Here is a 22,231-nt window from a genome sequence, read left to right as displayed (position 1 = left end):
AGGCGGCGGCGATGGCAACTGCACCATTGTGAGGGGGGAAATATTGATGTCATAATATGACATATGAAAACCGTCGCCATCGTGTGGGAGTTAGGAAGTGATTTCGGGCATGTGGCCCGCGCCCTAGTCATGGCGGAGGGCTTGCGCGCGCGCGGCTTGCGGCCTGTTTTGGTTCTGCGCGATACATCCCGTGTCCTCGACATGTTCGGGCCTTTCGGCCTCGGTGGTGGGGTGGCAAGTTGCGCAGGGGACGATGCGGCAATCGAATTCACTCAGGCACCCCTGTGGTTGGCTCCGCGGAAGGGGCTACCCGATGCCCTCAATTTTACCGAGACCCTTTTCCTGTTTGGGTTTCTTAGTCCCGCAGGGTTGCTCTCCGTGGTTCAGGCCTGGCGCAATCTGTTCCGCCTGATCGCGCCCGACCTGCTGGTTTTCGACAGTGCCCCGACCGCAATGCTGGCAGCAAGAGGGCTTGGCATCCCGAGCCTCGTGACGGGCAACAGCTTTGCGGTTCCGCCGCAGGTCAGTCCGTTGCCACCCTATGAGCAAAGCAGCGGCGTCGCGGTGCCGGGGCCACGGGAACTTGAAACGGAGGCGCGCTGCGTGCGTAACGCGAACGAGGTGCTCATGGCGCTCGGCGCACCGCCGATCGAACATGTCTGCGAACTGTTTGCCGCAGAGGAGACGCTAATCGCCGGAACCCCGGAACTCGATGTATACGGCCGGGGAATGCCCGAACGGTTCATTGGGCCGATCGGAATTCTGGACAAGGGCTGCGCCCCGGTTTGGCCATCTGTGGGGCGCCGTCGGATCTTCGCCTACCTCAAAGCGCATTCGCCGAACCTAGATGACATGTTGGCAGCACTTGCCCGGCTTGATGCTGCGACGCTCGTCGTCGCTCCCGGTCTGTCTTCACGCCAGACCCAGTCATTTACGCGTCCGAATCTCAGGTTTGCGCAGCAAGCGTTGCGCATGGACTGCGTACGGGAAGAGTGCGATCTGGCAGTCGGGCACGGCGGTGCCGGCATGGTCGATCTGATACTTGGGGCGGGAAAGCCCTTGGTACTCCTGCCGCTCCAGATGGAACAGGTCATGACCTCCCGACGCGTGGCCGAGGCAGGTTGCGGGGCATGGGTGACCGCTACGCAGTCTTCCGTGGCGTTCGACAGGGTGTTGTCCTATGTACTAGAAGGACCTGAATTTGCGCGGCAGGCGCGTGCCTATGCCGCACGCAATGCAATGTATTCCGAACGTGATGCGCTGGAACGATTTGTGACAGCCTGCGAGCGGTTGATCGTGCCGTCCTGAACTGATTTTGACCGATGATGGAGATGAAGTTGATGCAGAAGAATCGAGTTTTGAGCCCGTGGCTGACGATGCTTGCGGGGGTTGGTGTCTTCTGGGCCACGCCTTCCTACGCAGAGCTTGTGACAACGGGCCAAGCGACCTATTCGCTGGATAATGGGTGGCAGCAGCAGGGAGACACGATCCAGTCGCCCGACGGCAGATTCGCACTGGACCGTTCTGTGGGTGTTGCGATGGTACGACTTCAGGCCGACGATTCGGGGTTTGTGGCTGGGGCAACCGCCCGTGGTTTTATGCCGGTAAGTGGCAACCTCACCGTCGACTGGAACATTTTGCTAACAAATATTTCAGGGAGCGCTCAACACTACATTTATTCCTTCGTAATCAGCAACTCCTTTCTGTCCGTTGTGAAGGGCGGCAACGCGCAGGGGAGTGGACAGGCTTCGTTTGGCGTGACGGTGAGCAGTGCGGGGGCGGGGGTGCTTTACTCGACCTATGCGAGCCTAGATGAGAGCGGAGCGCTCACTCACACGGGTGCTACCCTTTCCGATGCGAATGTGAGTCCGGTTACCAATTTCGAGGGTGTGGGCTCTTCATACTCCTGGAGCGCAACCACGGTCGTCCTCGATCTGGGAATGCTGGATCCAGCGCAGACATTGGAACTCGATTATGAACTGAGCTATGCGGCAAGTTCCGATTTCTCTGATAACGGCGATGAGTGGGCCGACAACTTCAGCCCCTATGGTGGAGCTGCCCGTGTAGGCGTGCTTGACCCGGGCGTCTTCAGCGGGACGCCTGGGACGATCGACGTCGTGGCGGCGACGGTAACGGCGGTGCCCGAGCCAACAAGTCTGGCACTGCTGGCGGCCGGGCTTCCGCTCTTGTGGGCGCGTCGCCGCCGCGTGATGCCCTTCTGACGGCTAACGGCCGAGCCAATGGGCTCGGCCGCTCCAGTCTTTTCAACATCGCAGGGGGATATAAAGCCGTTAGGGAAATGAACAAATCCCTTTTCTGCCTCTTTCAGGCATAAAGCTCGATTTTCGAGGGCATGCGTCCCCGAGTTTCCTCCCTCAGGATGCACCTCGGCCATGCATCGCCGGCATGCGCCTGTTGGCGAGCAGCAGATTGGCGAAGCCAAACAGCGAGAAGAGTTGCGCCTCGTTCTTTGCCAGCCCGTGATAGCGGGGCTTGCGATGCCGGAAGAGGTTCTTGATCACATGGAAGGGATGCTCCACCTTCGCCCGGATGCTCGCCTTGAGCTTCTCGAAGCGCTCCTGCAACCGACCCAACGCATCGGCGGGCAGGGCCTTGCGCACGCTGCGCTTCATCGCCATCAGCCATTCAACGGTCTTGCTCTGGTTCTCGGGGCGTTTCTCGACGCCTTGGTAACCCGCATCGCCGAACACGGTGTGCTCCTTGCCGTGCAGCAGGGCATGGGCCTGACCGGTGATGATTTGGGCAGAAGAGGAGTTTGGCGGGGTAGAACTGGGGACAAGCGCCTTGTGCTGCTGGCCGATCGGCTCGAGGAACAGCCTTTGGCGAGTATCCCGGAGGCGTGTCGGGGTTTGGTGAAAATGCATATGGGATATAATTTCCTGGGCCGCGAGACGCTCGACTGGCGTGAATTCATGCAGCCGCACTGGGATGCAAGCGCGCAGCGGATGCGGTCGCATCTGGTGGTGCTGCGCCTTCAGGACACAACGGAACTTGATTTCGAGGGCCAGACAACCCAGGGGCTGGGGCCCTTGAGTTATGAGGCCCAGTGCGGGATGTATGTGTATCCGATCTACGCGGTGACGCTCGCCCGGGAACCCTTTTGGGGATCGATGCGTGAATGTGGGCGCGGGCGTTCAAATAGAGCGAGGCGCCGCGGGAGGGGATGGCCGAGAGCCTGCGCGGGCTCGAAGGCTACGCTCGGGTGGCTGAGCACGCGCAGAGCCCGACGAAATCCGCGTGGCTTACGCGCTGCACGGCAAACGCCCGCAGCCCAGACCCAAGGTCAATCAGGTCCTGCGCCTGATCGCGATGCCCGGCGGCTTCATTGGGCGCAAGGGCGACGGCGGGCCCGGCGTAAAGAGTATCGGGATCGGGCTGCAGAAGGTCCGCACGGTGATTCAAGCGCCACCCCTCATTGAGGCCGGGAAGGCAGGGAAAGATGTGTGGAACGCAATGTATTAATGCCTCTCCTGCTCGTTTCACATTAATCCCATTGTCTTCTTGTCGTCACATTCGTTAAAGATTGCTTCGCCATCCCCGTAATTGCAGTGCACAATCGCCGCAATTTCTTCGAAGACATCCCGTGATTTCGCCTCGATTTCCTACCTGCCCATCTGTCGGCGCCGTTCTTTTTCGTCCCGGTCTTGCCGGCCTGTCCAGGGGCAAGTGATGGGGACGGTCGTTCATGCTGCGCCGGCGGGTTTCCGCCAGTTTCACGCCGATTTCCGTTTTACGGTTTCCCTGTTGGCCGTCCTGCGCGCGGTGCAGCGCCATCGCGCCCTGTGTGCCGGTGGCATTCGTCTCGAAGCGGAGTTGCCCGCCACGCAGGTGGCGGTTTCCCTTGCCATCGAGAGGGCGCTGAAAGCTTGTCCGCCGGAAGGGAGTAGCTCCGAAGCAAGTGGTGACCAAGCGTTTGTCGAGACGCTGGCAGAAGTTTGGCAGCAGATGCTTGCCAGCCGGCACATGGGTTCCGACGAAATGCTGTTTCTACGTCATTGCCGTCTGCTGGAGCGCGTGCTCGAACGTATCGGGCGCCTGGCGGACGAGTGGGCGGGACTGGATAGGGAGCGGGATCGGCTGGTGAGTGCGTATTCCCGTCAGCTGCCGGCGCTGACCGAGGCGCTGGGGAGGATCCGCGGCTTGTGCTGCGGGATTGCGGCGATCGGGCATTGCTCGCCCTTCAAGCGCACGCGCCTGTTCTTCCAGTGCTCGTCGGCCGAGGCCTTGCTGGTGGCGGCCAACCAGCGCTACCGGGAAACGGCCCCGCCGATCGAGGCGCTGGTGGCACGGACGGCCGCCGAGCGGCTGGTGCATGTGGTGCGGGCCGAATTCTTGCGCGAGCGGGTCGACTACCCGGTGGATGACTTTTACAGATTGGCGACAGAGGCGATTGATACGGTGTTCGTGTGGATCGACCGGGTTGGTGACGACTTGATGGGCAAGGCATGAACGGACGGGCGACAGTCAGAGCGGGCAAGGCGACGGCGCGAATGGCATTGGTCCCGGCTGCAGGGGCGGTGGACGGATCCCTGGCGGAGCGGGTGCTGGCGGCGCTTGAGGGCATGGTGATCCAGGCGCGACTGAGCGGCCTGGAGGGCGAGCGCAGCCTGACTTTCGTCAGTGAAGGCGCCGAAGCGCTGTGCGGCTGGCCGGCGGAGGCGCTGATGCGGGATGGTGCACTGTTCGGGCGCCTCATCGTAAGCGACGACAAGGCACCGCTGATGGCCCATGTGCTGGAGGCGGCCCAGGCCGAGGGGCGTTATCGGGTGGACTACCGGATTACCCATCGCAACGGCAGCGTACGTTGGGTCAGCGAGCAGGGCGCCGGGCGCTGCGGCGAGGACGGCGTGCTGTACACCGAGGCGCAGATCAAGGACATCACCGACGAGGTGGCAGCCCAGCAGCAGCTTGCGGATGCCGAGCTGCGCTACCGCAGCATCTTCGATTCGGGCAGCGAAGGCCTGTTCCAGACTTCCAAGGACGGCGTGTATCTGGCGGCCAACCCGGCACTGGCGGCGATATATGGTTACGACTCGCCGGCCCAGCTGATCGCCGAGCTGCGCAGCGTGGGGCGGCAGCTCTATGTGGACCCGGAGCGGCGGGCCGCCTTCATCGCCCAGATGCAGACCGATGGCGAGGTGCGGGATTTCGTCTCCGCGGTGCGCCGGCGCGACGGCAGCATTGTGTGGATTTCCGAGAGCGCCCACAGCGTGCGCGACGTGGATGGCAACTTCCTGTATTACGAAGGTTCGGTGCGCGACATCACCGCCCAGCGGGAGGCCGAGAACCGCCTGCGCTACCAGGCCACCCGCGACCAGCTGACCGGGCTGCTGAACCGCTTGAGCTTTGCCGAGCGCTTCGAGGAAGCCGCGCGGCGGGCCGACCGGCGCGGTGACAACCTGCTGGTGGCCTTCATCGACCTGGACAACTTCAAGGTCATCAACGACTCGCTGGGCCACCTGTTCGGCGACAAGCTGCTGCTGACGGTGGCCTACCGCCTGTCCCAGTGCCTGCGCTCGACCGACGTGCTGGCCCGCTACGGTGGCGACGAATTCGTGCTGATGCTCGAGGACGACGCCCAGAGCGGCAACGTGGAGGCCGTGCTGGCGCGGGTACAAGAGGCCATTGCGCGGCCGGTGATGCTCGGCGAGAAGGAGGTCACCGTGACCTCCAGTATCGGCGTGGCGCATTACCCCGAGGACGCCCGCAACTTGCCGCAGCTGCTGCAGCAGGCGGACGCGGCGATGTACGCCGCCAAGGCCGCCGGACGGGCGCGGGTGCATCGCTTCACGCCGGAGATCGGTGCCAATGCCACCGAGCGCCTGGCGCTGGAGATGGCGCTGCGCAGCGCCATCGAGCGCAGCGAACTGTCCCTGGTCTATCAGCCGCGCCTCGGGCGCGACGGCGAACTGCGTGCGATGGAGGCCCTGCTGCGCTGGAACAGCGCGGAATTCGGCCCGGTGTCGCCGGCGCGCTTCATCCGCATTGCCGAGGAGACCGGCCTGATCGTGCCGATCACCGATTTCGTGATCCGCAGCGTCGCCGCCCATATGGACGGCTGGCAGCGCGCCGGGCTGGCCTGCCCGCGGGTGGCCATCAACTGCTCGGTGCAGCTGTTCCGCGACAGCGGCTTTGCGGCGCGCCTGCTCAGTGTGCTTGAGCGCCACGCCCTGCCGCCCCAGTGCATCGAACTGGAGATCACCGAAACCCAGTTGATGGCGGACCCCCAGCGCATGATCAACACCCTTTCCGAGCTGAAGGCGCGCGGGCTGACGGTGGCGGTGGATGACTTCGGCACTGGCTATTCGAGCCTGGCCTACCTGAAGAGCCTGCCGATCGACGTGATCAAGATCGACAAATCCTTCGTCGATGGCCTGCAGCCGGAGTCGGAAGACCTGCAGTTCTCCCGCGCGATCATCAGCCTGGGGCACAGCCTGGGCTTGACCGTCGTCGCCGAAGGGGTCGAAACCGGCCTGCAGCACCAGCTGTTGCGCGACCTGGGCTGCGACGAGTTCCAGGGCTACCGTTTCGACCGGCCGCTGCCGGTGCCGTCGGTGCTCGGCAAGCTGCAGCGCATGAGTGGTGGCCCGCTGTGGCCGTGGGCTGGCGAGGCCGCACGCAGCGCTTGAGCCGGCCTGCTGGCGGCGGGCCGGGCGCGCTCAGCGCCCGCGCAGGAACAGCTTGTCCAGCTCGGCCATGCTCAGGGCCGTCCAGGTCGGGCGGCCGTGGTTGCACTGGTCGGCGCGTTCGGTGGCTTCCATTTCGCGCAGTAGCGCGTTCATTTCCGGGATCGTCAGGCTGCGGTTGGCCCTTACCGCGCCGTGGCAGGCCATCGTTGCCAGCAGCTCGTTGCGGCGGGCGGTGATGACCTCACTGGCCGGATAGTCGCGCAGCTCGGCCAAGAGCGCGCGGACCAGCTCGCTGACCGGCGCCCGGGCGAGCAGCGCCGGTACGCTGCGCACGGCCAGCTCCTGCGGGCCGGCCGGACCGATCTCGAAACCCATGCGGGCCAGCAGTTCGGCGTGTTCCTCGGCGCTCGCCATGTCCTTCTGGCCGACCCCGAACACCGCCGGGATCAGCAGGCGCTGCACGCCGGGCGTGCCGTCGAGCAGGGTCTTGAGACGCTCATAGAGGATGCGCTCGTGGGCGGCATGCATGTCCACCAGGATCAAGCCGCTTTCGTTCTGGGCCAGGATGTACACGCCATGCAACTGGGCCAGCGCGTAACCGAGGGGCGGCGCCAGATCGCCGGCCGGCAGCGGCGTATTGTCCCGCTCGATGGTCGCGGTCGGCTGGAGGGCGACGGACGACGGGTGGGCCTCGTCCGGCCGGGGGCTCGTCGGGATGTCCGGGCGGGCCGAGGCGGCGAAATCGTAATAAGCCCGGGACGCGGGCTCCATCGCCAGGCGGCTCTGGTAGGGCTGGGCCTGGATGCCGGGAGAGGGATAACGGACGCCACTCTGGACAGGTGCATCCTGCTGCTGGGGCGCGCTATCCACCGTGGCTGCCGCGCCGCCGGCGCCGGAGGCGGCCAGCGTCCGTGTCAGCGCGTGGTAGACGAACTGATGCACGGCCCGGGAGTCGCGGAAGCGCACCTCGATCTTGGCCGGGTGCACATTCACATCGACGCCGTAGGGATCCAGCTCCAGGAACAGCACGTAGGCTGGGTGGCGGCTGCCGTGCAGGATGTCGGCGTAGGCTTCGCGGATCGCGTGGGTGACCAGCTTGTCGCGCACGAAGCGGCCATTCACGTAGAAGAACTGGGCATCGCGGTTGCTGCGCGAATAGGCCGGCAGCGACGCATAGCCGCTGAGGCGCAGCAGGCCCGATTCGGCTTCGACGAGGCGGGCGGCGGCCAGGAAGTCATCACCAAGCAGCGAGCGCACGCGGGCTTCCTTGGTGCCGGATGGCAGCCGGTGGCTAACGCGGCCGTTGTGGGACAGCTGCAGCGCCACGTCCGGGCGGGCCAGCGCGACGCGCCGGAAGACGTCGTCGCAATGGGCGAACTCGGTGCCTTCGCTCTTCAGGAACTTGCGCCGCGCCGGGGTGTTGAAATACAGGTCGGCCACATCCACCACGCTGCCGTGGTTGAGGGCTGCCGGGGCCAGCTCGCGGGGATCGGCGTCGATGCGCCAGGCATGCGGTTCGCCGTCGGCGCGGCTGGTGATGCTCATCCGCGACACCGCGGCGATGGCTGCCAGCGCCTCGCCGCGGAAGCCCATCGTGCCCACGTGCTCCAGGTCGTCGAGGCTGCCGATCTTGCTGGTGGCGTGGCGCTCAAGCGCCAGCGGCAACTCGTCCTTGGGGATGCCGCAGCCGTCGTCGGCCACGCGGATGCGTCGTACCCCGCCTTGTTCCAGTTGCACCTCGACCACCGTGGAGCCCGCGTCCATAGCGTTTTCCAGCACCTCCTTGAGCACCGAGGCCGGCCGTTCGACGACTTCGCCGGCGGCGATCTGGTTGATGAGATGGTCGGGGAGAAGCTGGATGGCCATGCTGCGGGTCGTGCTGCGACAAGAGGGGATGCATTGTAATGCGCGGCATTCACGGCCACGAGGGGATTGATCGCCGTAAACGCGAAGACGCCCCGCTGCCGGAGGATGGGCTGCGGGGCGTCGGTCTGGTTGGGATCAGAAGGACAGGACGTCGAGACGTTTGATGGCCTGCCCGTTCTTGCTGAGCGTAGCCGGTGCCCAGGTGTAGCACAGCTGCTGCCCGCTGCGGCAGTCGTGGGGCGGTAACGAAGGTGAGCGGCGGCAGGCTGAAGAGTAGGCAGGGACGCATCGAGGGGTTGTCCTGTTTGCGTGTTGCTCTGTGAGTCGGGTGGCGGTGCAGTTTACGACGGGAAAAAGCGCCCTAATTGCCGAGCTTGTACCCCATCGGCGAGAGGTGGGATGGCTTTGCGATTTGTCAACAAAATGCGATAAATCAATGTGTAAATAGAAAAATGCTCTTCATGCATATGTCAGATGGTCGTAATTAAGGAGTACAAGTAAGAAACTGGTGGAACCTGATGTCAGAACAAAAAAACGTGGGAGAAAAAAATGAGCATTGCGAGCTCCTTGCGCGTCTCGACGCGTATCCAGGCCCTGGTTGGTCTGGCTTTGATCGGTCTGCTGGTGCTATGTGCAACCGCTCTTTATGAACTCAAGTCGAGCATGCTCGAGGAGCGGCAGGACAAGCTGAAGAGTCAGGTCGACAGTGCACTGAGCGTGGTCAAGTATTTCCACGCCCAGGCACGGGACGGGAAAATATCGGACGAGCAAGCCCGCCAGAGTGCGAAGGAAGTGTTGCGCGGTGTCCGTTACAGCGGCAACGAATATATCTTCGTATACCAGAACGATGGCCTGACTTTCCTTCATCCGATAAAACCGGAGTTCGAAGGACAGAGCAAGTGGGACATGCAGGATAGCCACGGCAAGTTTCTGATCCGCGAATTGATCGGAGCCGCAGGACACGGTGGTGATTTCGTCGAATACACATGGGAACGGGTCAAGGGGCAGCCGCCCGAGCCACGACTGGCGTACGCCGCGGCGTTCGAGCCGTGGAAGCTGACGGTCGGGACGGGTGTGTACATCGACGATCTGGACAAGTCATATGCGGCGGTCGCCCGCGTCTTCGGGGGGATCGCGATCGTGCTGCTGCTGATCTTGAGCGCCCTTGGCTGGCAATTGGGGGCGAGCATCCTGCGCCAACTCGGTGGTGAGCCCGCCGAGGTCGCCGCCGTGATGCAGCGGGTGGCGTCGGGGGACCTCAGCGCCGAAGTTCGCACTGCGCCAGCGGGCAGCCTGCTGCAAGCGACAGGGACGATGGTTGAGGCCCTGCGAAGCCTGGTTGCGGAGATCAACCGGGAGGCCGACAGTCTGGTTGATAACGCCGGCCGTATTGCCATGGCGTCGGACCAGATTGCCGGCGCCGCCGACCAGCAATCCGATGCCACGTCGGCAATGGCGGCCGCCATCGAGGAGCTGACCGTCAGTTCCAGTCATATTTCAGACAGTGCCACCGATAGCTCGCGTTACTCGACGGAGGCTGTCGAACTGGCCGGGGAGGGGTCGACGCGGGTCAGTCTGGCGGCGTCGGCGATCCGCAAGATTTCGGATACCGTCACCGATGCTTCGGGCCGCATCCGGGCTCTTGAAGAACGGGCGCGCCAAGTGTCGTCGATCGCAAATGTGATCAAGGATATCGCCGGCCAGACCAACTTGCTGGCTCTCAATGCTGCGATCGAGGCTGCGCGCGCAGGTGAGCAGGGGCGCGGCTTTGCGGTGGTGGCAGACGAAGTGCGCAAGCTCGCCGAGCGGACCTCCGCCGCGACGACCGAGATCGAGCAGATGATCTTCGGTATCCAGGGCGATACAGGCGGGGCTGTCGATGCGATGAATGCGGCGTTGCCGGAAGTGCAGGAAGGCGTGGAACTGGCTTCGTCTGCTGCCGAGTTGTTGAAGTCCATCGAGGCGGGGGCCCGGGCCACGCTGCAGCGGGTCGGTGACGTGGCGGATGCGACCCGCGAACAGAGCGCGGCGAGCACGGCCATCGCCCAGCGGGTCGAGCAGATCGCCGGCATGGTTGAGGACACCACCGGCACCATCCGCGACACCACGGCAATTGCCCACCATCTGGAGGGGATCGCCACCAACCTGAAGCAGCAGATCGGCCGCTTCCGCGTCTCCTGACGCGGGGATGGCAAGTGCGGACTGACCGCCCTACGGCGGGCAGTCCGTATAATCGCGGCCTCTCAATCGACACGGAGTCCGCCATGCACCTTGGAACCCCCCTTTCTCCCTCGGCCCTGCGCGTGATGCTGCTGGGCTCCGGCGAACTCGGCAAGGAGGTGCTGATCGCCCTGCAGCGCCTTGGGGTGGAGACGATCGCGGTTGACCGTTATCCGAATGCGCCGGGCCATCAGGTGGCGCACCGCGCCCACGTGATTCCGATGACCGATGGCGCCGCGCTGCGCGCACTGGTCGAAAAGGAGAAGCCGCACCTGATCGTGCCCGAGATCGAGGCGATCGCCACCGACACGCTGGTCGAGATCGAGGCCGAAGGGCTGGCCGAGGTGATTCCCACCGCCCGCGCCGCGCGCCTGACGATGAACCGCGAAGGTATCCGCCGCCTGGCCGCCGAGGAGCTGGGGCTGGCCACGTCGCCCTATCGCTTCGCCGACTCCCTGGCCGAACTGCAGGCAGCCATCGACGGCACCGACGGCCAGCCGGCGATCGGCTATCCGTGCATCGTCAAGCCGGTGATGTCGTCCTCCGGCAAGGGCCAGTCTCTGCTGAAGGGGCCGGATGACGTGCAGAAAGCCTGGGACTACGCTGCTGCCGGCGGGCGGGTGAACCAGGGGCGCGTCATCGTCGAAGGCTTCATCGATTTCGATTACGAGATCACCCAGCTCACCGTGCGCGCCTGCGATGCCAGCGGCACCGTGCAGACCTATTTCTGCGATCCCATCGGCCACGTGCAGGTGTCCGGCGACTACGTCGAATCCTGGCAGCCGCAGGCGATGAGCCCGGTGGCCCTCGAACGCTCGCGGCAGATCGCCGGCGCCGTCACTGCCAACCTCGGCGGGCGCGGCCTGTTTGGTGTCGAACTGTTCGTGAAGGGCGACATGGTGTGGTTCTCTGAAGTCAGTCCGCGGCCCCACGATACCGGCCTGGTCACCCTGTGTTCCCAGCGCTTCTCCGAGTTCGAGCTGCACGCCCGGGCGATCCTCGGCTTGCCGGTGGACGTGAGCCTGCGCGAGCCGGGCGCATCCGCGGTGATCTATGGTGGGATGGAGGCCGACGGCATTGTTTTCGAAGGTGTGGCCGAGGCGCTGGCCGTGCCGCGCACCGACTTGCGCCTGTTCGGCAAGCCGGAGGCCTTTGCGCGGCGCCGCATGGGCGTTGCGGTGGCCAACGGTGCCGATGTGGAAGAGGCGCGGGCGCGGGCCAAGCTTGCCGCCGGCAAGGTCAGGCCGGTGCGAAGCGCAGGCTGATCAGTCGTCCGGGGGCGGCGCGGCCAGGCGCGTCGTGGCCGCCTACCGCATCCACGTCCTTGACCAGAGTTTCGATCTGGCCGATGGCGATACCGTGTTCGGCGAAGAAGACCTGCAGGGCCCGCAGGCGCTGGCCGAACAACACTGGGTTGTACTGGGTGGCCGGGCTGTTGCCGAAGCCGGTCATGATCAGGCGGATCTCAGGCCGGGCCTGCACCAGCAGCGCGATCTCGCCGAGCAGAGAGGTGTAGGCGGGGCTTAGCTGCGCCTGCCGGTTCTCGAAGGCCTGGGTCGTGTCGACAGTCAGGTTGATGGAGCGCGCGTCGTCCTGCCAGGCGGTCTTCAGGCCAACGGCGCGAGCCAGGCGGGCGATTTCCCCGGCCAGGCTGCGCCAGCCGGTGGGCTGTACGGTTATGGCGCTCGATGCGATGGCGCTGCCCGGGTCGGGCGTGCCGGCCAGGCCGTTGTTTGTCAGCAGAAGTCCGCCCGTGGCCAGTAGGCCACAGGCAAAGGGGAAGAGGGCGGCGCGAAGGCGGCGCAGCGAGCCGGCGGCGCGGTCGGGCAGGCCGGGGGCGGTTGCGGGCATGGGTGTTTCCTGAAAATTCCGGGTGGGCGTGACAGCGTCCGGGGACGGCAATGGCGGCCGGGAACGCGGGACTTCTTGAGTAAACTGAATTGGTATAAATATAATTTCCGCAAATGAATTTAGCAAACTCCGACTCCAAGGCGCTCGCCACCGGCTCCGCAGAGGAATCTTTGGCCTTTGCGGTCCTCAAACAGTTCCGTCTCATCTATGGTTCAGTGAAGCAGCATTTCCGCGAGGTCGAGCAGACCTGCGGTGTGTCGGGCTCGCAGTTGTGGCTGCTGCACGAGATCGCCCGTACGCCGGGCATCGGCGTATCGGAACTGGCGGGCCGTTTGTCGATCCATCAGTCCACCTGCAGCCAGTTGGTGGACAAGCTGGAGACCCGCGGCCTGGTGACCAAGCGCCGCAAGCCGGAAGACCAGCGCCGGGTCGGCCTGCAGGTCAGCGACAGTGCGGCGGATGTGCTGCAGACGGCGCCCGGCCCGGCCGAGGGCATCTTGCCGGAAGCCCTGCAAGGCTTGTCCGAGGAAGAGTTGCGGCGGCTCCAGGCCGGGCTGGCCAGCGTCATCGGCCAGTTGAAGACGCGTGACGAGCGGAGCGTCGACAAGCCGCTGGCCGATCTGTAAGACGTTTGCGGGGCACCGGCCCCGGAAGGAGAGCGAGCGTGGCAAGGACCAAGACGATCCGTATCGGGCTGTCGGCCCGCCTGTTCCATCCGAAGGCCGGGGCGACGGGCCTCGAGTCGAAGACGCTGCAGGTGCTCGAGCAATCCATCGCCCAGTGGCTCATGTCGCGGGACGTGCTGGTGCTGATGGTGCCGTCAATCCTGAAGGACGGGCCGATCCACCGCAGCAGCATCCGCCTGCGCGATTACGCCGAATACCTCGACGGCCTGGTGCTGCAGGGCGGCGCGGACGTGAGCCCGGAAGCCTACGGCGAGCAGCCGCTGAAGGAGGAGTGGACCGGCGACCGGGTCCGTGATGCCTACGAGATGGAGCTGCTGCATGAGTTCGTCGAGCTCGGCAAGCCGGTGCTCGGTATCTGCCGTGGCATGCAGCTGATCAACGTGGCCTTCGGCGGCTCGCTGTACCAGGACATTCCGACCCAGTTCGGCGGTTCGGCCATGCATCAGGCCGAGGCCTATGATCTGCATCACCACTCTGTGCGCTTCGAGGAGAAGGGGCAGTTCGAGCGCTGGTTCGGGAGCGCCGAGGGTGGCCGCGTGGTGTCGATCCACCATCAGGGCGTGAAGACGGTGGGCCGTGATCTGGTCGTCGAGGCGGTGTCGTCCGAGGATGGTATGGTCGAGGCGATCCGCCACTCCGGCCGCAGCTTTCTGGTCGGCGTGCAGTGGCATCCGGAATTCCATACCCCGGGACGCACGGACCTGCTCGATTGCCTGCCGTTGCTCGACGCTTTCTCCGCGGCGGCGCGGGGGCGTTGAGCGCCTTTTGTTGCCCGCTCCGGAAACCACTCGGGGCGGGTGGGTTCAATCCAATATCCAGCTCCGTGACGGCCGCCCGGTTCGTCTCTACCTCAGGAACCATTCCATGGCCGGCTTCGAAAACTATCTGCAGGACACCCAGGACATCGAGCGTGAGATCGAGCGTAGAGGGGTGGCGCTCGGTATCGACTGGAGCAATACGGAACAGGTGCGCGCCCTTGCCAGGGAGGCAATCGAACACAATTCGGCGGATGTGCAGCGGGCGACGGTCAGGCCTATCGACTACCAGCTGCTTGCCAAGGTCGAGCTGTTCGGCCTTGCGGCGCTGATGCTGCGTACGATGCAGGAGAGTGCCAGCATTGGCTTCGAGAGCCATGGCGGGGTGATCTGGAAAACCTTCGCACGTGCCCTGTGGGCTGAGGCTCAAGCCCACGGCACCTTACCAGGTGGGAGGCTGGACAGTGGCGCTTGATATAGTCCGCTAGGGTGTCCGTGGCGGCTGCTGCTGTTGTGCGGGGCCCTGTGATGGGCTGGGCAGGAAACCGAGTGCAAGTTGCTGATAGAGCTCAGGGCTGAGGCGTGAGGCAATCGCTTTGGCGATCAAGGTGACGGCCATCAGGCTGATGACCATTCCATGTCCGTCAATCATCTCCATGACGATAATCGCTGCGGTGATGGGCGCCTGGGTGACGGCAGCCAGGAAGCCCGCCATGCAGAGGGCGATAAAGGCTGGGATGCCTTCGCCGATACCGAGCAGGGACGTCAGGGGGGACCCGATGGCAGCCCCGATCGCCAACGAAGGGGCGAAGATGCCTCCAGGAATCCCCGAATAGTAGCTGGCCAGCGTGGCCAGGAAGCGGCACGGCGCGGCATACCAGGGGAGTTCCATTTGGCCGGCGACGACTTGGGCGGTAATCGTATAGCCGCTGCCGTAGGACACTCCGCCGCTGATGAAGCCGGTCAACGCCACGAATACACCGCAGCTACCGGCAAACAGGATCGGATGTGTCTCTCGCCAGCGCCACAGCGCGTGCTCTCGAAAGCTCATCGGCAGCAGCATCAGCCGGCTGAACAGGCCGCCAAATACACCGCAGCTCACGCCAGCGGCGATAACGGGAATCAACAAGGACTGGTCGGCACGACCGTCCCTTACATGCCCGAAGTAGTTGTAGTTGCCAAGCAACGCGATGGCGACCAGACCCGACAGGATGATGGTGCTGACCAGCACGCCGCTGGTCCGGGTTTCCAGGCGTCGTCCGAGCTCTTCGACGGCGAAGACGATGCCCGCGAGTGGAGTGTTGAAGGCGGCGGCGACGCCTGCCGCTCCGCCAGCCAGGATGAGATCCGAGGCGCGTAAGGCGCGGGTATTGGGAAGCAGCTTGTGCGCAGCGTGGAGGATCGAGGCGGCTACCTGCACGGAAGGGCCTTCGCGACCAGAGGAAAAGCCGCCGATCAGCGCGAACGCGCCCAGGCTCACTTTGCCGAATGCGATGCGCAGCGAGACCAGTTGCCGGACTACCTTTCCCTGTGCGGCCAGGCGGGTTGCCGCGATCACCTGGGGGATGCCGCTGCCCTGGGTGCCGGGGAAGTAGCGCCGGGTGAGCCAGACGGTGCTCATGCCGACCAACGGGCTCAGCAGGAGGGGTAGCCAGGGCTTCCCTGAAGAGAGTTCGCCGAAGAGGGTGAGCGCCAGTTCCGCCAACTTGGCGAATCCCGCCACGATCACCCCGGCCGCCAGCGCAGCCAGCCAGAGGGTGATGCGGGTTCGCCAGCGGAGGGTGCTGAGCAGGCCGCTGCGCCGGGTGCTGATCGTCGGACGCTTCACGGCCTGTTTCCCACCGGGAGCCGGCGAATGACTTACTTGTCTTTGTGCTGGAAGTCCACGCGGCGGTTTTCAGCCCAGCAGCGCTCTTCCGCACAGCTTGCGCGCGGCTTTTCGGAACCGAAGCTGACTGCTTCGATACGGGCATCGGGCACGCCCTGCAGCACCAGCGCCTTGCGCACGGACTCGGCGCGCTTCTGGCCGAGGGCCAGGTTGTATTCGCGGCTGCCGCGTTCGTCGGCATTGCCTTCCACGGTCACGGCGTCGCTGGCGTGGCCGTTCAGGAAGTCGGCCTGCTGCTTCACCACGTCACGGTACTTGGTCTCGACGGCGTACTTGTCGAAGGCGAAGTAGACGCTCTTCTTGGCCAGTTCCTCGCGCTGGGCCTTCAGCTTCTGAGCCTCCAGCTCGGCGGCGGACAGGCCGGGGGCGGCGACCGGTGCCGGTGCGGCTTGAGCTGCGGAAACCGGTTGTTCGGTCGAGGCCGCGGGCTTTTGCGCGGTGGTCGAGCAGGCGGCCAGCACGAGGCTGCAGGCAAGGGTGGACAGCAGGGACTTGTTCACGGAGTAACTCCAGGAGTGGTGAGAGGGAAACGGTCGAGAGGATGTGCTGACGTGGCCTTCGCGCCTGGATGACAGGCTGGCCGTCCGGGCAGGCGCAGGGGCCTGGTCGGTGGGGAGGCGATCGGGGGTGGTTGGTGCTTCGTGGATGCGGGCGCATCCGTCACAACAGGGAGCCGGCGAAGGGCACACGGAAATCAGTTCTGAGCTTACAGCTATCGATTGATATCAATTGTATTTGTGTAAATGTTTTTGTGAAAGGGTGGCGTTGGTCTTTGAGGTGGGCCGGACTTCCGTCCGATTCTGGTTGAAGGCGATGGACGCCTTGCACCGACTGGGTTCGCCGGACTGGGTTGGTGCACTGCAATAGTGCATCTCCGACCCGTTCCGGGCCTGGAAATGGCTCGATTTCCGATGGCATGGAACTCGCTTTTAAAAATTGACCATATGGTCAGGTTTTCAGGAGCGAAGCATGGCGTCCCATATCGTTCTGACTTCCCATCCGCGCGCCAGCCGTGGCCGGTCGGTGTCCACCATCCACTGGGGCGCCGCCACCGCCGCCGAGCGGGGGCCGCTGGTGGCGGGCCTGGCCGAGCCGGCGCTGCGCAACGTGATCGGCACCCACTCTGGGTCCTATTCGGTGTATCGGGCGCTGGCGGTGGCCGCCGGCAACCTGCAGGCCAACCACCGGCCGGATCTCACCAACACCGTGCCGGCCACCGGCATCGGACCCCATCCCCAGTGGGCCGACGCGGGGCGCATCGTGTCCCTCGATCCATGGGGGCACCGGGTGGCCCAGGAGTTCGCCGCCGAGATCGCGGCGGGCATGGACATTCGCCCGACCATCGCGGTGACCACGGCGCACATCAACATGCCGGAGCTGCGCGATGCGATCGAGGCCGGCCGGCTGGTGCCGGATGGTGATCTCCTTGAGGCCAACGGCGACGTGCGCGTCACCAAGGCCGCCATCGACCCGGTGTGGTATCTACCTGGCGTTGCGGAGCGCTTCGGTATCACCGAGAGCGCGCTGCGGCGGGCGCTGTTCGAGCAGACGGGGGGGATGTTCCCGGAGCTCGTCACGCGCCCGGACTTGAAGGTTTTCCTGCCGCCGATCGGTGGCATGACCCTCTATTTCTTTGGCGACGTGAGCCTGCTCGGCCGTCCGGAGACGCAGGTTGCCTGTCGCGTTCACGACGAATGCAACGGCTCCGATGTGTTCGGGTCGGACATCTGCACCTGCCGGCCATACTTGGCCCACGGTATCGAGGTGTGCGTCGAGATGGCCCAGCGCGGCGGTGTCGGCCTGGTGGTGTACAACCGCAAGGAGGGCCGAGCCCTCGGCGAGGTGACCAAGTTCCTGGTCTATAACGCCCGCAAGCGCCAGTTTGGCGGCGACCGCGCCGAAACCTACTTCGAGCGCACCGAGTGCGTCGCCGGGGTGCAGGACATGCGCTTCCAGGAGCTGATGCCGGACGTCTTCCACTGGCTCGGCATCACCCGCATCGACCGCTGGGCATCGATGAGCAACATGAAGCACGGGGCGCTGACCGCCGCCGGCATCCAGGTCGTCGAGCAGGTGGCGATTCCCGACGAATTGATTCCCGCCGACGCGCGGGTGGAGATGGACGCCAAGACGGCGGCGGGCTACTTCACGCCGGTGGCGCCGCCGACCGCGGCCGAGCTGGCGGTGGCCAAGGGCAGGGGGCTGCACGCATGAACCATGGATCGGGATGGCACACGCCGGTTTCCGCCGGCCATCCGGCGGCGCCGCTGCTGAGCTCGGCGGCGGTGCGCGGGCGCTGTCGCGTCGTCACGGCGCGCGCCGAGGCCGGCCTGTCGCCTTTCTTCACCTGGCATCCTGAGCAACTGTTGCCCTGTGCCGAGTACGTCGCACAGACCATCCGCCTCAACTACCCGGATCTCGACGTGCCCTACCACAGCCGCTGGCGTCATTTCGAGGCCGGCGGACGGGACCGCTGGGGCGTGTTGGCGGCCACTCACGGCCTGGACGGCGACCGCCTGGCGCGGGCCCGCGTGGCGGTGGATCTGGTCATCCCCAGTGTGTTGCTGGACGCCGGGGCGGGCGCCGAGTGGCGTTACCGGGATGTGGCCGGTGGCATGGAGCTGGGGCGCTCCGAAGGGCTCGGCGTGGCCAGCCTCGCCTTGTTCGCCAGTGGTGCGCTGTCGGCTGATCCGGCGAACCCGCTGCGCTGCGATGCGGCTGCGCTGCAGCGGTTGACGCCGGAGGTGCTCGCCGCGGCCTTCCAGGTCGGGCCGGCCAATCCGCTGGTCGGGCTGGACGGGCGCAGTGCGCTGTTGCAACGCCTGGGCGCGGTGATGGAGGCGACGCCAGCGGTGTTCGGCACGCCGGCCCGCGCCGGTACGCTGGTGGATTACCTGCTTGCCCACGCCATCGACGGCCGGATCGCCGCGTCCTTCGTGCTCGGTACGCTGCTGCGCGCCCTCGGCCCGGTGTGGCCGGGCCGCGTGGTGCTACAGGGCGTCCCGCTCGGCGACTGCTGGGCCCATCCGGCGCTGGAGGATGGCCTGCTGCCGTTCCACAAGCTGACCCAGTGGCTCACCTATTCCCTGCTCGAACCGCTGGAAACCGCGGGGCTGACGATCACCGGGCTGGACGAACTGACCGGTCTGCCGGAGTATCGCAATGGTGGTCTACTGCTCGACTTCGGGCTGATCCGTCCGCGGGAGGAGCGCTTCTGGCGCCATGCCTGGACGGTGGATGCGCCGCCCGTCGTCGAATGGCGGGCGCTCACCGTTATCGGCCTGGACCGGCTCGCCGTCGCCGTCCGCGAGTTGCTCGGGCTGGCGCCGGAGGCTTTTCCGCTGGCCCGTGTGCTGGAAGGCGGCACTTGGTCGGCTGGCCGGCGTATCGCCGCCCAGCGCCGCCCTGGCGGCGCACCGCCGGTGAGGCTGGCCAGCGACGGCACCGTGTTCTGAAACCACTGCACGCACTGGAGGACTGTATGAGCGCACCCCTTACCGTCATCGACCACCCCCTGCTTCAGCACAAGCTGTCCATGGCGCGCAGCGCGGAGACGACCACCGACAACTTCCGCCGCCTGGTGCGGGAGATCGCCTCCATGCTGGCCTACGAGGTGACCCGCGACCTGCCCACCGAGCTGATCGATGTGACCACGCCGGTGGCGGCCTGCAAGGTGCCGGTGATCAGCGGCAAGAAGCTGTGCCTGGTGTCCATCCTGCGGGCCGGCAACGGCATGCTCGACGGCATGATCGACCTGCTGCCCGGTGCGCGGGTCGGGCACATTGGCCTGTACCGGGATCCGGAAACGCTGGAGGCCATCGAGTACTACTTCAAGCTGCCGGACGACGTGGAAGACCGCCTGGTGATCGTCGTCGATCCGATGCTGGCCACCGGCAATTCGGCCAGTGCGGCCCTGTCACGCCTGAAGGAGGCCGGCGTGACCAGCCTCAAGTTCGTGTGCCTGCTGGCCGCGCCGGAAGGCCTGGCCGCGTTGCAGGAGGCCCACCCGGACGTGCCGGTGACCACCGCCGCGGTGGACTGCCACCTCAACGAGCACGGCTACATCGTGCCCGGCCTGGGCGACGCCGGCGACCGCATCTTCGGCACCAAATGACGGTAGCACCGCCGCCCGGGGACGTGGACACGCCCGCGCGCGGCGGGCGCATCCGGCGCCAGCACGAGGCCGCCATCCTCGCCGCCGCCGAGCAGGTCTTCGCGCGGGCCGGTTTCCAGGGCGCCACGATGGCGGAGATCGCGCTGGCGGCAGGCCTGCCCAAGTCCAACCTGCATTATTACTTCGGCACCAAGGCCGAGGTGTACCGCGCCGTGCTGGCGCACATCCTGCGCCTGTGGCTGGCCGAGACCGACCGTATCAACGCCGACGCCGATCCCCGCGCGGCGCTGGCCCATTACATCGAGGCCAAGATGCGCCTCACCGCCGAGCATCCGGACGCCTCGCGGGTCTTCGCCAACGAGTTGCTGCACGGCGCGCCGGAGATCGGCGACTATCTGCGCCATGAGCTGCGTCTGCTGGTGGCTGAGAAGGCGGCGGTGATCGAAGCCTGGATCGCTGGGGGCAAGATGGCGCCGGTGGATCCGGTGCATCTGTTCATCAGCCTGTGGGCGCTGACCCAGACCTATGCCGACTTCGAGACCCAGGTCTGCGCGGTGCTGAACCGCCGCAGCCTGGGGCCGGCCGATTACCGGCGGGCCACCGCCCATGTGCTGAACCTGGTGCTGCGCGGCTGCGGCCTCGTCGCCCCCATTCCGGAAGGAGTTTCCCCGTGTTCGACCTGATCCTGCGTAACTGCAACCTGCCCGATGGGCGTCGTGGGATGGATATCGGCATCCGCGACGGGCGTATCGCCGCAGTCGAAACAGCGTTGTCCAGCGAAGCGGGGGAAGTCATCGATGCGGCCGGCCAACTCGTCACGCCGCCGTTCGTCGACGCCCACTTCCACATGGATGCGACCCTGTCCTACGGCCTGCCGCGGGTGAATCAGTCGGGCACGCTGCTGGAAGGCATCGCCCTGTGGGGCGAACTGAAGCCGCTGCTGACGCAGGAGGCGCTGGTGGAGCGGGCGCTGGCCTATTGTGACTGGGCTGTGGCCAAGGGCCTGCTGGCGATCCGTTCCCACGTGGATGTGTGCGACCCACGCCTGCTGGCGGTGGAGGCCTTGCTGCACGTGAAGGACAAGGTGCGGCCCTACCTGGACCTGCAACTGGTGGCTTTTCCACAGGATGGCGTGTTGCGTAGCCCCGGCACGCTGGACAACCTGAAGCGGGCGCTGGACATGGGCGTCGACGTGGTCGGCGGCATTCCCCATTTCGAGCGCACGATGGCCGACGGCGCCGAGTCGGTGCGCATCCTGTGCGAACTGGCCGCCGAGCGCGGCCTGCCGGTGGACATGCACTGCGACGAATCCGATGACCCGCTGTCGCGCCATGTCGAAACCCTGGCTTTCCACGCCCAGCGCCTCGGCCTGCAGGGGCGGGTGACCGGCTCCCACCTGACGTCGATGCATTCGATGGATAACTACTACGTGTCCAAGCTGCTGCCGCTGATGGCCGAGGCGGGTGTCGCGGCGGTCGCCAACCCACTTATCAACATCACGCTGCAGGGCCGCCACGACACTTACCCGAAGCGCCGCGGCATGACCCGCGTGCCGGAACTGCTCGCGGCCGGCATCCCGGTCGCCTTCGGCCACGACTGCGTGATGGACCCGTGGTACAGCCTCGGCAGCGGCGACATGCTGGAAGTGGCGGCGATGGGCCTGCACGTGGCCCAGATGACCAGCCAGGACGGTATGCGTGCCTGTTTCGCGGCGGTGACGGCGACGCCAGCGCGCATTCTGGGCCTGGATGGCTACGGCCTCGAACCGGGCTGCCGCGCCGACCTGGTGCTGCTGCAGGCTGGCAATCCCGTCGAGGCGCTGCGCCTGCGGGCGACGCGTCTGCTGGTGTTGCGTGGCGGGCGGATCGTCGCCCGCAGCCCGGCCGCCGTTGCCACGCTGAACCTGCCGGGACGGCCGTCCTGTGTGGATTTCAGCCACCGGACCTGAGTCTTATCCCCGTCCGCCGTGGTCAAACCTGTGGGTAAGTTGTGAAGCACGCCCCTAGAAGGCTGATTGGGCAGCGTTTTTAGTGTTTGCCTCAATTTTGTGCAATGCACCTTTTTGACCGGAATGCCGCGCCCTGTGGATTTTTGCCGAAGCTGTGGGTTATCCCCGCCAATCGTGGTCAACCCTGTGGATAAAGTGTGAAGGGTGTAAACAGATCTTTGAAAGATAAACGCTTTTTGTTGCTGCCTAAAAA

Annotated in this window: 19 protein-coding genes and 1 pseudogene; 15 read left to right on the top strand and 5 right to left on the bottom strand. The window is 65.5% G+C overall.

The genetic code is table 11. The features are described from left to right. The first annotated feature begins 63 nt into the window (after window positions 1–63). A complete protein-coding gene (locus AC1PQG_RS16930) occupies window positions 64–1,308 on the top strand; it encodes a nucleotide disphospho-sugar-binding domain-containing protein (RefSeq protein ID WP_481118985.1) in 1,245 nt (414 codons plus the stop codon). A gap of 32 nt (window positions 1,309–1,340) precedes the next feature. After that, window positions 1,341–2,222 carry a PEP-CTERM sorting domain-containing protein gene (locus AC1PQG_RS16925; RefSeq protein WP_481118984.1) on the top strand — a complete coding sequence of 294 codons (882 nt, stop codon included), beginning with the start codon at window positions 1,341–1,343 and terminating at the stop codon, window positions 2,220–2,222. Between the two features lie 153 nt (window positions 2,223–2,375). On the opposite strand, the pseudogene AC1PQG_RS16920 reads toward AC1PQG_RS16925, so the two are convergent. Further along, window positions 2,376–2,747: pseudogene (locus AC1PQG_RS16920) on the bottom strand (transposase); the annotation flags it as partial. A 505-nt stretch (window positions 2,748–3,252) separates the two neighbouring features. Between AC1PQG_RS16920 and AC1PQG_RS16915 the strand changes: the two are divergent. From AC1PQG_RS16915 to AC1PQG_RS16905, 3 genes are all read left to right on the top strand, one after another. Continuing rightward, the gene (locus AC1PQG_RS16915) at window positions 3,253–3,483 is read left to right on the top strand and encodes an IS4 family transposase (protein ID WP_481123025.1); all 231 of its coding nucleotides are present in this window, start codon (window positions 3,253–3,255) and stop codon (window positions 3,481–3,483) included. Window positions 3,484–3,690: 207 nt separating this feature from the next. Next, a complete protein-coding gene (locus AC1PQG_RS16910; protein ID WP_481118983.1) occupies window positions 3,691–4,470 on the top strand; it encodes a hypothetical protein in 780 nt (259 codons plus the stop codon). A gap of 41 nt (window positions 4,471–4,511) precedes the next feature. Continuing rightward, the gene (locus AC1PQG_RS16905; RefSeq protein WP_481118982.1) at window positions 4,512–6,650 is read left to right on the top strand and encodes a putative bifunctional diguanylate cyclase/phosphodiesterase; all 2,139 of its coding nucleotides are present in this window, start codon (window positions 4,512–4,514) and stop codon (window positions 6,648–6,650) included. A 30-nt stretch (window positions 6,651–6,680) separates the two neighbouring features. Here AC1PQG_RS16905 and mutL read toward each other — a convergent pair whose 3' ends face one another. Further along, a complete protein-coding gene (gene mutL / locus AC1PQG_RS16900; protein WP_481118981.1) occupies window positions 6,681–8,516 on the bottom strand; it encodes a DNA mismatch repair endonuclease MutL in 1,836 nt (611 codons plus the stop codon). Between the two features lie 549 nt (window positions 8,517–9,065). On the opposite strand from mutL, the gene AC1PQG_RS16895 reads away from it, so the two are divergent. Continuing rightward, window positions 9,066–10,697 carry a methyl-accepting chemotaxis protein gene (locus tag AC1PQG_RS16895; RefSeq protein WP_481118980.1) on the top strand — a complete coding sequence of 544 codons (1,632 nt, stop codon included), beginning with the start codon at window positions 9,066–9,068 and terminating at the stop codon, window positions 10,695–10,697. A gap of 83 nt (window positions 10,698–10,780) precedes the next feature. Continuing rightward, the gene (gene purT / locus AC1PQG_RS16890) at window positions 10,781–12,001 is read left to right on the top strand and encodes a formate-dependent phosphoribosylglycinamide formyltransferase (RefSeq protein ID WP_481118979.1); all 1,221 of its coding nucleotides are present in this window, start codon (window positions 10,781–10,783) and stop codon (window positions 11,999–12,001) included. On the opposite strand, the gene AC1PQG_RS16885 is transcribed toward purT, so the two are convergent. Then, window positions 11,976–12,587: a hypothetical protein gene (locus AC1PQG_RS16885; RefSeq protein WP_481118978.1), complete on the bottom strand. Its 612-nt coding sequence runs from the start codon at window positions 12,585–12,587 to the stop codon at window positions 11,976–11,978. The genes purT and AC1PQG_RS16885 overlap by 26 nt on opposite strands. Before the next feature lie 113 nt (window positions 12,588–12,700). On the opposite strand from AC1PQG_RS16885, the gene AC1PQG_RS16880 reads away from it, so the two are divergent. The 3 genes from AC1PQG_RS16880 to AC1PQG_RS16870 all read left to right on the top strand — a co-directional run bounded on the left by AC1PQG_RS16880 (window position 12,701) and on the right by AC1PQG_RS16870 (window position 14,503). After that, on the top strand, window positions 12,701–13,213 hold the full coding sequence (locus tag AC1PQG_RS16880; protein WP_481118977.1) for a MarR family winged helix-turn-helix transcriptional regulator: 513 nt from the start codon (window positions 12,701–12,703) through the stop codon (window positions 13,211–13,213). Window positions 13,214–13,251: 38 nt separating this feature from the next. Next, window positions 13,252–14,031 (top strand): gamma-glutamyl-gamma-aminobutyrate hydrolase family protein, encoded by a 780-nt coding sequence (locus tag AC1PQG_RS16875; protein ID WP_481118976.1) that lies wholly within the window; start codon window positions 13,252–13,254, stop codon window positions 14,029–14,031. 106 nt (window positions 14,032–14,137) lie between these two features. Then, window positions 14,138–14,503 carry a hypothetical protein gene (locus AC1PQG_RS16870; protein WP_481118975.1) on the top strand — a complete coding sequence of 122 codons (366 nt, stop codon included), beginning with the start codon at window positions 14,138–14,140 and terminating at the stop codon, window positions 14,501–14,503. A gap of 9 nt (window positions 14,504–14,512) precedes the next feature. Here AC1PQG_RS16870 and AC1PQG_RS16865 read toward each other — a convergent pair whose 3' ends face one another. Next, a complete protein-coding gene (locus tag AC1PQG_RS16865; RefSeq protein WP_481118974.1) occupies window positions 14,513–15,856 on the bottom strand; it encodes a chloride channel protein in 1,344 nt (447 codons plus the stop codon). Between the two features lie 32 nt (window positions 15,857–15,888). Continuing rightward, window positions 15,889–16,416: a peptidoglycan-associated lipoprotein Pal gene (pal, locus tag AC1PQG_RS16860; protein WP_481118973.1), complete on the bottom strand. Its 528-nt coding sequence runs from the start codon at window positions 16,414–16,416 to the stop codon at window positions 15,889–15,891. A gap of 469 nt (window positions 16,417–16,885) precedes the next feature. Between pal and AC1PQG_RS16855 the strand changes: the two genes are divergently transcribed. Genes AC1PQG_RS16855 through AC1PQG_RS16835 form a run of 5 tightly spaced genes read left to right on the top strand, consistent with a single transcriptional unit; the run spans window position 16,886 to window position 21,978 of the window. Continuing rightward, entirely contained in the window at window positions 16,886–18,130 is a 1,245-nt protein-coding gene (locus tag AC1PQG_RS16855) for a GTP cyclohydrolase II (protein ID WP_481118972.1), read from the top strand. After that, entirely contained in the window at window positions 18,127–19,371 is a 1,245-nt protein-coding gene (locus AC1PQG_RS16850) for a URC4/urg3 family protein (protein ID WP_481118971.1), read from the top strand. The genes AC1PQG_RS16855 and AC1PQG_RS16850 overlap by 4 nt, the downstream gene beginning before the upstream one ends. Window positions 19,372–19,397: 26 nt before the next feature. Further along, window positions 19,398–20,030 carry a uracil phosphoribosyltransferase gene (gene upp / locus AC1PQG_RS16845; RefSeq protein WP_481118970.1) on the top strand — a complete coding sequence of 211 codons (633 nt, stop codon included), beginning with the start codon at window positions 19,398–19,400 and terminating at the stop codon, window positions 20,028–20,030. A 23-nt stretch (window positions 20,031–20,053) separates the two neighbouring features. After that, entirely contained in the window at window positions 20,054–20,713 is a 660-nt protein-coding gene (locus tag AC1PQG_RS16840; protein ID WP_481118969.1) for a TetR family transcriptional regulator C-terminal domain-containing protein, read from the top strand. Next, window positions 20,701–21,978 (top strand): amidohydrolase family protein, encoded by a 1,278-nt coding sequence (locus tag AC1PQG_RS16835; RefSeq protein WP_481118968.1) that lies wholly within the window; start codon window positions 20,701–20,703, stop codon window positions 21,976–21,978. The genes AC1PQG_RS16840 and AC1PQG_RS16835 overlap by 13 nt, the downstream gene beginning before the upstream one ends. Window positions 21,979–22,231 lie beyond the last annotated feature (253 nt).

The organism is Zoogloea sp. GDB6 (assembly GCF_056724105.1).
The sequence above is the reverse complement of the archived record's forward strand: the minus strand, read 5'-3'. Positions and strand labels throughout refer to the sequence as shown.